The 12,624-nt window shown below is 53.2% G+C and carries 12 protein-coding genes; 5 read left to right on the top strand and 7 right to left on the bottom strand.

Annotation, left to right across the window (positions count from 1 at the left end; translation table 11 throughout):
• Positions 1-21: 21 nt before the first annotated feature.
• Positions 22-1,050, bottom strand: coding sequence for a YncE family protein (locus tag DK507_RS16325; RefSeq protein WP_162559092.1), 1,029 nt, complete (start codon positions 1,048-1,050; stop codon positions 22-24).
• 78 nt (positions 1,051-1,128) lie between these two features.
• Positions 1,129-1,896 (bottom strand): CsgG/HfaB family protein, encoded by a 768-nt coding sequence (locus DK507_RS16320; protein WP_109357347.1) that lies wholly within the window; start codon positions 1,894-1,896, stop codon positions 1,129-1,131.
• 313 nt (positions 1,897-2,209) lie between these two features.
• Here DK507_RS16320 and DK507_RS16315 point away from each other — a divergent pair, with 313 nt between their 5' ends.
• A complete protein-coding gene (locus tag DK507_RS16315) occupies positions 2,210-3,517 on the top strand; it encodes an FAD-dependent oxidoreductase (protein ID WP_109357346.1) in 1,308 nt (435 codons plus the stop codon).
• On the opposite strand, the gene DK507_RS16310 is transcribed toward DK507_RS16315, so the two are convergent.
• On the bottom strand, positions 3,514-4,404 hold the full coding sequence (locus DK507_RS16310; RefSeq protein WP_109357345.1) for an alpha/beta fold hydrolase: 891 nt from the start codon (positions 4,402-4,404) through the stop codon (positions 3,514-3,516). The two genes, DK507_RS16315 and DK507_RS16310, sit on opposite strands and share 4 nt — an antisense overlap.
• A 79-nt stretch (positions 4,405-4,483) precedes the next feature.
• Between DK507_RS16310 and DK507_RS16305 the strand changes: the two genes are divergently transcribed.
• Complete coding sequence (locus DK507_RS16305) at positions 4,484-6,226, top strand: amidohydrolase family protein (RefSeq protein ID WP_109357344.1); 1,743 nt, start codon at positions 4,484-4,486, stop codon at positions 6,224-6,226.
• Between the two features lie 52 nt (positions 6,227-6,278).
• Here the strand turns inward: DK507_RS16305 and DK507_RS16300 are convergent, their stop codons facing one another.
• The 3 genes from DK507_RS16300 to dnaN form a co-directional block, all read right to left on the bottom strand.
• A complete protein-coding gene (locus DK507_RS16300; RefSeq protein WP_109357343.1) occupies positions 6,279-7,361 on the bottom strand; it encodes an alpha-amylase in 1,083 nt (360 codons plus the stop codon).
• A 66-nt stretch (positions 7,362-7,427) separates the two neighbouring features.
• Positions 7,428-7,817, bottom strand: coding sequence for a hypothetical protein (locus tag DK507_RS16295; RefSeq protein ID WP_109357342.1), 390 nt, complete (start codon positions 7,815-7,817; stop codon positions 7,428-7,430).
• A 586-nt stretch (positions 7,818-8,403) separates the two neighbouring features.
• Positions 8,404-9,519 carry a DNA polymerase III subunit beta gene (gene dnaN / locus DK507_RS16285; RefSeq protein WP_109357340.1) on the bottom strand — a complete coding sequence of 372 codons (1,116 nt, stop codon included), beginning with the start codon at positions 9,517-9,519 and terminating at the stop codon, positions 8,404-8,406.
• 250 nt (positions 9,520-9,769) lie between these two features.
• Between dnaN and DK507_RS16280 the strand changes: the two genes are divergently transcribed.
• The 3 genes from DK507_RS16280 to rlmN are packed head-to-tail and all read left to right on the top strand — an operon-like array spanning position 9,770 to position 12,204.
• Positions 9,770-10,423 (top strand): histidine phosphatase family protein, encoded by a 654-nt coding sequence (locus DK507_RS16280; RefSeq protein ID WP_109357339.1) that lies wholly within the window; start codon positions 9,770-9,772, stop codon positions 10,421-10,423.
• Positions 10,420-10,917, top strand: coding sequence for a hypothetical protein (locus DK507_RS16275; protein ID WP_109357338.1), 498 nt, complete (start codon positions 10,420-10,422; stop codon positions 10,915-10,917). Before DK507_RS16280 ends, DK507_RS16275 begins: the two co-directional genes overlap by 4 nt.
• Positions 10,918-10,947: 30 nt before the next feature.
• The gene (gene rlmN, locus DK507_RS16270; RefSeq protein WP_109357337.1) at positions 10,948-12,204 is read left to right on the top strand and encodes a 23S rRNA (adenine(2503)-C(2))-methyltransferase RlmN; all 1,257 of its coding nucleotides are present in this window, start codon (positions 10,948-10,950) and stop codon (positions 12,202-12,204) included.
• 10 nt (positions 12,205-12,214) lie between these two features.
• On the opposite strand, the gene DK507_RS16265 is transcribed toward rlmN, so the two are convergent.
• Complete coding sequence (locus DK507_RS16265) at positions 12,215-12,601, bottom strand: RidA family protein (RefSeq protein ID WP_109357336.1); 387 nt, start codon at positions 12,599-12,601, stop codon at positions 12,215-12,217.
• Positions 12,602-12,624 lie beyond the last annotated feature (23 nt).

The raw sequence follows: 12,624 nt of genomic DNA, 5'->3' as shown, positions 1-12,624 counted from the left end.
CAATATCAGCGGGCTGTTACCCTATTCGGTTTGATCTGCTTCGACGGTTTGAACAATACCCAATCCATCGCCGTTCTTTCCGACAGTGAAGTGGCGGATCAGCTTGCCTTCGATCATGTCAACTTCGGCAATCCGGTTCAGTCCGGTTTCGGCAACATAAAGCCGCTTACCGTCCGGTGAAAAAAGGATAGTGACTTGAGCCGATTCCCGGCTGCCGCCAAGTTTGATGGTGCCCTTCGGCAGCCTTGTGTCAACATCGAACAGGCCCAGCGCGCCATCGCCGAGATTGGACGTCACAGCGATTTTGCCGTCCGGGCTGATGGCCACACGGATCGGGAAATTACCGGTTTTGATTGTGGTAATTTCATCCAGGCTGTCGGCATCAAATACCCGCATCAGATCGCCACGCCGGTCGGCGACCCAGACGGTTTTTCCATCCGGTGTGATGGCAATGCCTTCCGGCTCTGTACCGGCGGGCAGGTCCTTGATCTTGGAGCCCTCCACAAGATCAAGGACGCTCACCGTTCCGGACTGCATATTGCTAACAAAGGCGCGGCTTTTATCCGGTGTTACCACCAGCATATGACTGCCCTTCTGTCCGGTCGAAATTTGGGTAACTTCGCGGGTCTGGCTCTCCCCGGAAGGTGGCGATACAATCGTTATACTGTCGCTACCTTCGGTTGAGGCAACGATCCGCCCGTCATCCAGCCACACAATGCCATGCGGGCTTTTGCCCGGCGTCAACGCTATAGTTTCAATCTTCCTTTGCGCGGCAACTTCGAAAATATCGATATGTTCCGCGCCATAAGAAACAACAGCTGCCAGTTGCCCATCCGGCGAGATTGCAACTTCATGAGGATTTTTACCGGTATCACCGCGGGAGATATCCTGACCGGATGCCAGGTCAATGAAGCTGAGCGTATCTTCGCCCTTATTGCCCACCAGCAACGTACCGCTCATTGCTTCATGATCCGCTGCAGAGTTTTCCGCAGAGACGGAGCAGGAAGTGAACAGCGTTGCTGCCATCAAAGCGATTGCAAATTTGTTCATTCTTACCATCTCCTGAAAAAATCCCCGGCAAGGCATTTGGCCGTACCGGGGATGATCTTGTCCTAGCCGAACGCGGCCCTATTCTGCTTGCGGTGCAGCGGCGCTAGGGTCTTCGGGAAGACCGCCAAGCTGTGTCACCATTTTTGTATATGCGTCGAGATAGGCGAGGGCCATTACCCGGCCAATCTGGGTATCGGTATAACCACCGCCTGCTGCGCCAGCAAGAACGCCGCCAAAGAAGCCGCCGCCTCCACCGCCAAATTTCAGATCAGATTTGCGGGAATAGCCTTCGGTAATGCGTTCCATTTCGGTCGTGCGCACGTTGACCAGCGACAAGGTTACATTTGCCTCTTTCTTATTGACCTTGATGCCGCCAAATAGGCCGCCCAATGTCCGCCCACCCAATGCACCTGCAATGCCGCCCAGCGCACCACCGCCACCGGAGCGGTTATTGGCAGAAATAATATCGGGCACGATAACATAGTCTGCAGCTTTCACCTGACGCTTGCCGATATTGGAACCGCGTTGCAATTCGCCTGAATCCGCCAGCGCTCGCTCAACAGCCCTGCTTGCCAGACCACGACCGCGATCAACCAGACCAAAACAGCCAGAGCGTGCGACAAAGGTTTTAATCAGTGCTTCCGGTGAACCGAGCTTGTAGCTCACCCACCAACGCTGTTCCGGTTCCACAATGGCAATGGTCCCGAGCTTTTTGTAACAAACAGGAATTTCAGCAACACCGCGTTCCTGAGCTTTCTGGCCCTTTGACTTGCCTGCAGCCAGCGCCGTACCGCCGGAAAGCGCGATTGATGAGACAGCTATGGCGGTGATAATTTTCTTCAACATGATATTCCCTCCGATTTAAAATACTCTGCCCACTGCGCGAAACTGAATCAGTCAATTCCCTACCAGCGGCAGATCAATTCGCGACCTCGAGATTTGTATGATGACAAAAACTGGTCATGACTCTGAGGCACTGTAATATGTTGTAACGGTATTAGGCTCCCCTGATTGTGATCTATAGCACGTTTTAGACATGCTTATTTTCGACCCGTCTGCCAACCAAAAAGATAGGCACAGCCTGTAACTCTTTTCTTTTATAATTATGCCGTTAGCATGCAGGTAGAGGTAAACAACCTTGATTCTGGGAGGAATGCGGATGCGGCATATCGCGATCATCGGGTCGGGGCCGGCGGGCTATTACTCGGCCGAAGCGGCGCAAAAAAAATATGGTGACGACGTTACCATCGATATCATTGACCGGTTGCCGGTCCCCTTTGGTCTGATTCGAACTGGCGTTGCCCCGGACCATCAATCGATCAAGGCCGTCTCCCGGCGTTACGAGAAAACCGCTCTCGGCGATAACGTTCATTTTGCCGGTAATGTTTCCGTGGGAAAAGATGTTAGTATCGAGGAACTACAGAGCTTTTATGACGCGGTAATCCTGGCCACTGGTGCCCCCAATGATCGGCCACTGGAAATTGAGGGCAGTGATTTGGCCGGTGTTATCGGGAGCGCGGCCTTTGTCGGATGGTATAACGGCCATCCTGATTACAGAGACCTCGATCCACCGCTGGATGGCAAGTCTGTGGCTGTGATTGGGAACGGTAACGTCGCTTTGGATGTGGCGCGCATTCTGGCCAAGACTGAAGCCGAGTTTGCCGGTAGCGATATTGTGGGGCATGCGCTTGACCAGTTGAAACAAAGCAATGTCGATAAAATTACGCTTCTCGGCAGACGAGGCCCTCATCAAATTGCCATGACCCCGAAAGAATTGGGCGAGCTGGGTCATCTGGAACGCGCGCGTCCGGTGATTGATACGCTGGATTTTCCTGACGAGGGTGCAGATGCGATGCTCGAGCCCGGTATGCGTAAATCAGTGACCCATTTACGCAGTTTTTTTGACCGCGCCGGAGAGTTGCGAGACAAGCCGGTCGTTATCGATTTCGACTTTTTTGCCATGCCAGTTGAGATTCAGGGTGATGGCAAAGTCGAAAAACTGATTGTGGAGAAAACAGAACTGGATGCTGAACTGCGTTCTAAAGGAACTGGCGAACGCTATGAATTAGAATGTTCCCTCGTGATCAGCTGCATCGGTTATCGTACGCCGCCAATTGAAGGCGTACCCTACGAACATGGTCGCGGCCGGTTTGCCAATGTTGATGGCCGGATATTGCCGGGTCTCTATTGCGTCGGCTGGGCGCGAAGAGGGCCGACCGGGACAATTGGTACGAACAAACCGGATGGATTTGCGATAATCGAGGCGGTAGCTGAAGATATTGGGGCAGGGGACAATAAGGAGGGACGGAAAGGATTGGATCGGCTGTTCGAACGCCGTGGCGTTGAAGCAGTCACCTTTCGCGACTGGAAGAAAATTGAAGAAGCGGAAGTGGCTAATGCCCGCAGCGGTGCACCGCGTGAGAAGTTCACAGACATTGATGAAATGATTGCGGCGAGGGAAAGCTAAGCCAGCCAGCCCCGCAAAATTGCGTTGACCTTTTCAGGCGCTTCCTGCTGCACCCAATGCGATACGCCTGGTAGGCGATGTAATTCCAGGTTAGTTACCCATTGTTCGGTACCTTCTGTGCATTTGATGTTGAGCGCGCTGTCTTCCTCTCCCCAGATCATCAGGGTTGGCGTATCAAGTTGTCTATCCTCCAGATCGACTACGCCTCGATGTCTGACCAATGCGCGGTAGTAATTCAACATCGCGGTCAGCGACCCCGGTCGCGAAGCAGCTTTTGCGAAAACATCCAAAACTTTGTCTGAAAAGTTGCTTTGGTCTTGAGCCATATTGAAAAATGCCCCCCTAATTGCTTCGCCTTTGCGGCGCGAGATCAAAAATTCCGGCAACCACGGAATCTGGAAAAAGAAGATGTACCAGCTGCGCCGAAGCTGGCGCCAATGGCGGATTTCGCGTCTACCGACCATTGGGTGTGGTACATTCATGATGACAAGACGGTTCAGGGGGCGGATTTTCTGGATTGCAAAAGCCCATGCAACAATCGCACCCCAATCATGTGCGATCAGCGTCACTTCTTCCGCGCCGCTCGCGTCGATAAGTGCCGCGACATCGGCACAGAGATGGTCCAGAGCGTAATCGCGCACAGTCGCTGGTTTACTCGATCCGCCATAGCCGCGCATATTTGGTGCCCATACCCGGTAGCCTTGCTCCACCAACAAAGGGATTTGAAAGCGCCAGCTATAATGCAGTTCAGGAAAACCGTGCAGGCACAAGGCGAGTCTTTTTCCCTCACCTGACTGTGCGACCTCAAAAGTCTGGCCGTTGGCCTCGACCCATTGAATGGTAATCCCGCTGTCGGGATCCGGATTCCATGATGGCGTATCTGTCATGGAAAAAGTCTAACAGCAGAAGGCTTTAATCATCCAGTTAAATCTGTTACTCCTCAAGAAAATAATCAGGAGAGACTCGATGCATGATCTGGTAATTCGCGGCGGTACAGTGGTTGATGGCACTGGCAGTGCACCTTTTACAGCCGATGTTGCCATTGACGGGGATCGTGTCTCCTTGGTGGGTACAGTCACCGCCAAGGGGCATGAAGAAATTGATGCGACCGGAAAAATTGTCTCTCCCGGCTTTGTCGATGTGCACACCCACTATGACGGGCAAGCCACTTGGGACGATGAAATGGCACCTTCAAGCTGGCATGGTGTAACCACTGTGGTCATGGGTAATTGCGGCGTCGGTTTTGCCCCGGCCAAGCCTGACAAGCATGAATGGCTCATTGGTCTGATGGAAGGCGTTGAAGATATTCCCGGCACAGCGCTTGCCGAAGGGATGACCTGGAACTGGGAAACATTTCCGGAATATATGGATGCGCTGGAGGAACTACCACGTACCATTGATGTTGCTACCCACGTCCCACATGGCGCTATTCGCGCTTATGTATTGGGCGATCGGGAGAAACCGGGTGCGGTTCCCACTGAAGATGACGTGGAGCAGATGTCGAAAATTGTGGAAGACGGTTTGCGAGCCGGTGCCCTGGGCTTTTCAACCTCCCGCACCGTGCTGCACCGCTCGGTAGATGGGGAGCTGGTGCCGGGTACGACGGCAACCAAGGAAGAGTTGATCGGGATTGGCCGGGCCATGGGCCGGGTTGGCTATGGTGTCTTCGAGATGGCGTCTGATCTTAACCGGGAATGGGATGAGTTTGGATGGATGGGTGATCTCAGTCGGGAAACTGGTCTGCCGGTAACATTTGCGGCGTTACAGTCCATTGCCAAGGATCAACCGCTCGAGGAGCAGATTGCCAATATGCGAGCCGAAAATGACAACGGCGCAAATATTGTCGCGCAAATCGCGTTACGCGGAAATGGGATCATCATGGCTTGGCAGGGTACGGTTCATCCATTTGTCCGTAAACCAAGCTGGGAGTCCATTGCCGAGCTGCCGTGGGAAGAGAAATATGCCCGGCTCAGCGATCCCGATTTCAGGGCACAAATGATTTCCGAGGCCAGCCTTCCGGCAGAAAATGTTGATATGGCACCTGTTCAGTTTATCGTCACCGATGGCTGGGCGATGCACTATCAGATGGATGATGGTTTTAATTATGAGCCGACCGCGGAAGAAAGTATCAATGCGCGGGCCAATGCCGCGGGCGTTACACCTGCGGAATATGCTTATGATCTTCTGATGTCTGATGACGGTAAAGGGCTGATCTATCTGCCTATTCTAAACTATATTGATGGCAATCTGGATTTTCTTCATCCGTTGCAACATGCCGATGACACAGTGAATAGCTTGTCTGACGGTGGCGCGCATTGTGGAACTATCTGTGACGCAGCAAGCCCAACTTTCATGCTGGAACATTGGGTTAAAAACCGCGAGCGCGGAACCATCACAATTGAAAATGCGATCAAGCGGCAATGCCTGGATACGGCTCGTCTCTACGGGCTGAATGACCGCGGAGTTTTGAAACCCGGGTATCTCGCTGACGTCAATGTGATCGACATGGACCGGATCAAACTGGGCAAACCATGGCTTGCCTTTGATCTGCCTGCTGGCGGCAAGCGATTGCTGCAAAAGGCTGACGGCTATGACTATACGATCAAGTCGGGACAGGTGACTTTCAAGGGCGGTGTGGTGACAGACAAGCGCCCCGGTGGTTTGATCCGCGGTCCGCAAAATGCCGAGATGCTGGAAGCGGCAGAGTAAGCATTTGGTTAGAGGTGCTCCGCATCAAATGCGGAGCACCCTATTCAAATGGCTAGAATGACTTTTGCCAGCCGATGGTGAACATCCAGTCGCCCGTCATTTGGGGTCCATTAAGGTCCTGATAAACCGGAGCGCCAACCTCGATTCCCAGACGATGACCTGCTAGCGGCCCGTGCGTTCCAACCAAATTGATCCCACCGATCAGGTCAACACGCTCGCCGCCCTGAAAGTCGGGGTTGGCGGTTTGGACCGGCCCCATGATCATCGGATCAATGCCTTCCACCGGACTGGTCGCTCGGCCCTTGATACGGCCAGACAGGCTGATCCATTGGGCCGGGCGATAGCTGATCCAGGTGGTCAGTTCGTGCACATCACCAAAGCGGTAACCTTGGTCATTCGTGCCAGTACGGATCGTCCCGGAATATTGTGAGCCAAGACCAATAGAGCCGTGCCAGCTTTTGTAAGTCACGGACGGTTTGAGGTCCCATGTGCCCGATCCGATTTGCATCATGTAGGGCACACGGACGGTTGGCTCTGCACCCATCGGTGTGAGGATTTGTGCCGTCTTTGTTGTCGAGCCAGTCGGGATGGAGACCGCAGCCCGGACATTAAGCTCTCGCTGCACATCGCCCTTGCGATCCGATACTCCGAGTATCGGAAAAATACCGCCGAGTGTGATGTCGCCAAATCCCTTTGGATTGGTCGTGAAATTGCCGCGCACATTAGTACCGGCACCTCCTGCAAAGGTTATATGCTCCATTTCCTTTTCGACATAACTACCCATGGCGATCAGAGTGACCCAATCGGTCGGTGCGTACATCGCTCCCACCATGGTCATGTCGGTGCGCATGGAGGTTGGCACAATTCGCAAAGTTGGCGGTTGGCCTGGAGCGCCGAAAAAACGGTTGGGTATAGTGGTTGCAATATCTTCGGGAGAGATGCTGTCGGTCCCGATCTGATTGCCGCTCATTTCCATATGCATATGGCGGACGGAGAACATAACCTCGCCCTTCTTGTGAGCATGGTCGGCCATCACACCTATCGGGGCGTGATCATCGGCCATGACATCATGGGCGAGCGTGGGAGTAGAAAGGCAGGCGGCGAAAAACGCCCCTGCGCAAAGCGAGTATTTCATAGTTTTTTCCTGCGATTGTCTGATATTTAGCCGCTGAAAAGTTCCAGAAACGGCCGGTAACTGAGATCAGACGGCGACAGGTGGTCCGGTTGCTGGCGGAATATTGATCCGATTGCGGACGGCAAAATGGCGCTGTGCTTCTGGCACATGTGGGGCCATGACGTGATCGGAGAGCGTAATAGCGGAGGCGGCTGAAATCAGGCCGGCGCCTGAGGACGCCGCATAGGTACAGACTGAGTTTCCAGTTTCGGAATTTGGTGTATCGGGTTTTTCCGGGCCGTCATATACCATCGCCAGCATCGCATAGTCGGGATGATCCGGTGTGATAGCGAGCTTGTTATTCGCATGACCGGAACACAGCTCGATGGAAAAACCGTCTGTAGAATATTTGGGCATGAAGCCCTGCGGAGCCAGAGCAGAAAGCAGCAGCGCGACCACAGTCAGAGTGATAGTCACCAGATGGCCTCGTAAAGGCTGTCGAGAAGAAGGAGCTGCATTCATCGCTGTGGCGGGTCTATAATCCTGCTTACCATCCATGGCTAGCAAGGATTGTTATCAAGATAATTTTATCGGGCTTTGTGTTGCAATCATCTTTGCGGTTTTGTCTGCAATGATCAGGAAGCCGCTTTCCGGGGTTCCGAAGGCAAGGCGATGGCGTTTAAATTTGAAAATCGATGCATCCGAAACATCGATTTGGCCCCAAGGAACAAAGAAGGGGTCTTGGAATGGTCCGAAAATTTTCCACATGGATACGCGCAGGCCTGTCCGGCAAACGTCGAGACGTAAACAGCCCGAAAAATTCACTTTTGCTGACGATATCCCGCCCATAGCGCCAGATTGGGCTCGCATGATGATCAGGCTTTCGTCAGGTCTGTCTGGGAATCGGTTTTGAAGCTTGTTCCATCCCGACATCCGTCCAAGCAAGGTAACAATAAGCAACCACATACCCAGAAACAAGACCGGGAACAGAGCCAAGATCGTGGTCTCATCTATCGGGAAACCCCAGAGCACGAATAGTTCGGTGTCGGATGAAGCGACTTTACTACACCCGCATTGGCATCAGCACATATAGAGCTGGTGACTTGTCATCCTCACGGATCAATGTGGGCGCGCTGGCATCGGCGAGGTGAAGCTCGACATTGTCGCCTTCAATCTCGCTCAAAATATCCAACAAGTACCGCGAGTTAAAGCCAATCTCGAAGCCGTCTTCCTTGTAGGCTCCAGGCACTTCTTCTGCCGCTGTGCCATTTTCCGGAGACGTGACTGACAGCGTGATCTTGTCATCACCCAATGCCATTTTGACTGCGCGGGTCTTTTCGGTGGCGATGGTGGAAACTCGGTCAACGCCTTGCGCAAAACTCTTTGGATCGATTTTCAGGATCTTGTCATTTCCGGTTGGAATGACGCGTGTATAATCCGGGAAAGTACCGTCGATCAGCTTGCTGGTCAGGATAGCAGTACCAAGGGTAAAGCGAATTTTGCTCGCGGACAGATCAATCTGGACAGATGCTTCACCATTTTCGTCGAGCAACTTGCGCAGTTCGTTGACGCATTTGCGCGGCACAATGACGTCCGGCATGCCTTCGGCACCAGCAGGGCGGGGCAGGGTGACACGGGCCAGACGATGGCCGTCCGTGGCCGCAGCCTTCAGGACCGGCGTCTCTTCGTCCTGAACGTGCAGGAAAATGCCGTTCAGATAATAGCGTGTTTCCTCAGTAGAGATCGCGAATTTGGTTTTGTCGATAATTTGTACCAAGGATGCTGCCGGTAACTCAAAACTGGTGGGCAGATCGCCCTCAGCAATGATGGGAAAATCATCGCGGGGAAGAGTTTGCAGATTAAATCGTGCACGGCCTGCATTGACTTTCATCTTGCCATCGGCAGCGTCCAGTTGAACCTGTGATCCATCAGGCAATTTGCGGGCAATATCGAACAAAGTGTGGGCGGAAACGGTTATCGAGCCGGCAGTTTCCACTTGTGCCTCGACGGTCTCAACGACCTGCAGGTCTAGGTCGGTCGCCATTAACTTAATTCCGCCACCTTCACTGGCTTCGATCAACACATTGGACAGAATTGGGATCGTATTGCGCCGCTCAACCACTGACTGGACATGGCCCAGACTTTTCAGCAGTGCTGCGCGTTCAATTGTCGCTTTCATATACCGTCCTTCATTTCCTGTCCTTGGGCAATGTATTTCGCCCCAATGACTGTGCCCGGACAAGGCAAAGACTCCGTCCAGTTCACAGATAGTCATCGTCTCATTAACAATATCAACCAATAGGGCAAGCCCGATACATGAGGTGATAAAGATATTGCGGTGAAAATCTGTGGAAAAAACACACAATGCGGTTAAACCCGCTAAAGATATCGACCAGCGACGTTATGCAAAAGCGAATTAGACCATAGTTATGAGCAATTTAAGCCGCAATATCAGTACAAATGGAAAACGCCTGTTCATTGCTCGCCATGGCGAGACGATTTTCAATCTGGCTGGCCGTATTCAGGGCAATGATGCGCATACCCCTTTGACACAACGCGGCTTTGCCCAGGCTGATGAAATGGGCCGTGCGCTTGCGCTTTATTTGGGCGGTTTTTGCAACCTTGATCTCGTTGCTTCTGACACGGGCAGGGCGCTACAAACCTTGTCGATCGTTTGTGAGCATATTGAACTGGATTGGCATAATACCATTCCTGATTCCCGTCTTCGAGAAATCGATATGGGAGAATGGGAGGGCGTTTATTACAGCAAGCTCAATGGCCAGCTGCAAGTTGATCACCAACAGGGATTATTTCTTACCCAAGCGCCTGGCGGAGAGACCTATCGTGACATTGTGAACCGGCTGAAGACTTGGCTTGCCGATCAAGCATTTGATCGTGACATGCTGCTGATTAGCCACGGTATGACCAGCCGCGTGTTGCGGGGATTGTTGACCGGGCAGCCGCCACTAGAATTGATCAATGCGCCGATTGCTGAGAGCCTTCCGCAGGGTTCGATGGTCCAAATTGTCGATGGCGAGGAGACGATTGTCCACCTCGGCGCGGGAGAGAGCGAGAAGGCATGAGGACTGCAGCCACCCTGACTGCCATCTGTCTAGCAGCATTTTCTGCGCCGATTGCGGCCAAGGACTCTCTCGGCGTGTTCAACAGCTGGGGCGCTTTTCGTGATCCCGCAGTGCCACGCTGTTACGCCATTGCAGAGTCAGAGGACATAAGGGGCAAGGCCGAGCGCAAATCTTATGCCTCCGTTGGTTTCTGGCCCAGGCGTAATGTTCGCGCACAATTTCATGTGCGTCTTAGTCGCGATCGCTCCACCAATAGCCGTGTCATGGTCGGTATTGGCGGCCGTCGGTTCCAACTGACGGCCAATCGTTCCGATGGCTGGTCGCAGGATAAACGCATGGATGCAGCAATTATTGCTGCCTTGCGGTCTGCTAACAGCATGACGATCGAGAGCACCGGACGTGATGGCAAACCGATTGTTGATGCTTACTTGCTGCGCGGTGCGGCAACTGCAATTGACGCGGCATCATTGGGCTGTTCGCGGTTGAAAAGCTGATGGCTGGTATTTCAGCCGTTGTGGTCCTATATGCGCCCCATGCAGATTCCCGGCCATATTGATCCTGTCCCGCTTCCCGCCAAAGTTACGCCCCGTGAAGACGGGCGCGTTGACCTGATCGGTCTGAGCGTGGCTGAAATCCGCGACGTGCTGATCGAAGCGGGATTGGATGAGAAGCAGGGGAAGTTGCGCTCCAAACAGCTGTTCCACTGGATGTATCATCGCGGCATCGACGACTTTTCTATCATGACCGATATGAGCAAGACCCTGCGTCCTTGGTTGGCACAGCGGTTTGTGATTGGACGGCCAGAGATTGTCGAAGCTCATTTGTCGGAAGATGGAACGCGCAAATGGTTGCTGCGGTCTGCCGACAAGCAGGATTATGAAATGGTCTTCATTCCCGATGAAGATCGCGGGACACTATGTATTTCCTCGCAAGTCGGGTGCACGCTCAACTGCCGGTTCTGCCACACGGGGACAATGCGCCTGGTGCGTAATCTAACTCCCGGCGAGATTGTTGGACAGGTGATGCTTGCGCGCGATGCGTTGGGCGAGTGGCCCAAAGGCGTCATGGATTTTGCCGACGAAGAAGAAGCAGAAAACACCAAGGAATATAATCAGGCCTATAAATCTGATGGCCGCTTGCTGACCAATATCGTGCTTATGGGCATGGGTGAACCGCTGTATAATTTTGACAATGTCCGTGATGCGATGAAAGTCGTCATGGATGGGGCCGGACTGGCTCTGTCGCGCCGCCGGATTACTTTGTCGACGAGCGGAGTGGTACCTATGATCGCGCGGGCCGGCGAAGAAATAAGCGTCAATCTGGCAATATCCCTACATGCCGTAAACAAGGAAACGCGCGACGAGATCGTGCCGCTCAACCGCAAATATTCTATTGAAGAACTGCTACAGGCCTGTGCGGATTATCCCGGTTCCAGCAACTCGCGGCGGATCACGTTTGAATATGTGATGTTGAAAGACAAGAATGACAGCGACGAAGATGCGCGCGAATTGGTCAATCTGCTGCGGCAATATGACTTGCCCGCCAAGGTGAACCTCATACCGTTCAACCCGTGGCCCGGTTCGGCCTATGAATGCTCGACGCCGGAGCGGATCAAGGCGTTTTCCAAGATCGTTTTTGATGCTGGTATCAGTGCTCCCGTGCGGACCCCGCGCGGGCGTGATATCATGGCCGCTTGCGGACAGTTAAAGTCGGCCAGCGAAAAGAAGAGCCGGGCTGAACTCGATCGTCTGGCGGAAGAGAAGCAAGCGGCGCTCGGCTGATGTGGCAGATCTAAATAGTTGCGATTACGTCAATTTCCACCATCAGGTCGGGGAGTGCCAAGGCTTTGACTTCGACAATTGTATCTGCCGGATAGGGCTCTGAAAAATAGTGTTTTCTGGCTTCGACGATCTGCGGGAAAAAGGCCATGTCGGTAAGATAGATGGTAACCTTGACGATCTTTTCCCGATCGCTACCGCCAGCCGCTAGCACTCGGTCGATGTTGATGAAGACCTGCGCTAGCTGTTGATCAAAGTCTCCTGCACCGACGATGTTACCAGCTTCGTCAATGGCGGCCTGACCTGACAGAAACAACATATCGCCAACCCGCCAACCGGGCGCAATGGCGTAGGGGGCGAGTGGATCGGGGTTCAATGTGATTGCTTGTCTATTATTCATGACAATTCCAATATCGTGATGCT

This window comes from Sphingorhabdus sp. EL138 (assembly GCF_900258045.1).
GTDB lineage: Bacteria > Pseudomonadota > Alphaproteobacteria > Sphingomonadales > Sphingomonadaceae > Parasphingorhabdus.
The sequence above is the reverse complement of the archived record's forward strand: the minus strand, read 5'-3'. Positions and strand labels throughout refer to the sequence as shown.

Coding starts and splice junctions, on each gene's coding strand:
- DK507_RS16325 (WP_162559092.1), bottom strand. CDS start 1,050: ATGAACAAATTTGCAATCGCTTTGATGGCAGCAACGCTGTTCACTTCC.
- DK507_RS16320 (WP_109357347.1), bottom strand. CDS start 1,896: ATGTTGAAGAAAATTATCACCGCCATAGCTGTCTCATCAATCGCGCTT.
- DK507_RS16315 (WP_109357346.1), top strand. CDS start 2,210: ATGCGGCATATCGCGATCATCGGGTCGGGGCCGGCGGGCTATTACTCG.
- DK507_RS16310 (WP_109357345.1), bottom strand. CDS start 4,404: ATGACAGATACGCCATCATGGAATCCGGATCCCGACAGCGGGATTACC.
- DK507_RS16305 (WP_109357344.1), top strand. CDS start 4,484: ATGCATGATCTGGTAATTCGCGGCGGTACAGTGGTTGATGGCACTGGC.
- DK507_RS16300 (WP_109357343.1), bottom strand. CDS start 7,361: ATGAAATACTCGCTTTGCGCAGGGGCGTTTTTCGCCGCCTGCCTTTCT.
- dnaN (WP_109357340.1), bottom strand. CDS start 9,519: ATGAAAGCGACAATTGAACGCGCAGCACTGCTGAAAAGTCTGGGCCAT.
- DK507_RS16280 (WP_109357339.1), top strand. CDS start 9,770: ATGAGCAATTTAAGCCGCAATATCAGTACAAATGGAAAACGCCTGTTC.
- DK507_RS16275 (WP_109357338.1), top strand. CDS start 10,420: ATGAGGACTGCAGCCACCCTGACTGCCATCTGTCTAGCAGCATTTTCT.
- rlmN (WP_109357337.1), top strand. CDS start 10,948: ATGCGCCCCATGCAGATTCCCGGCCATATTGATCCTGTCCCGCTTCCC.
- DK507_RS16265 (WP_109357336.1), bottom strand. CDS start 12,601: ATGAATAATAGACAAGCAATCACATTGAACCCCGATCCACTCGCCCCC.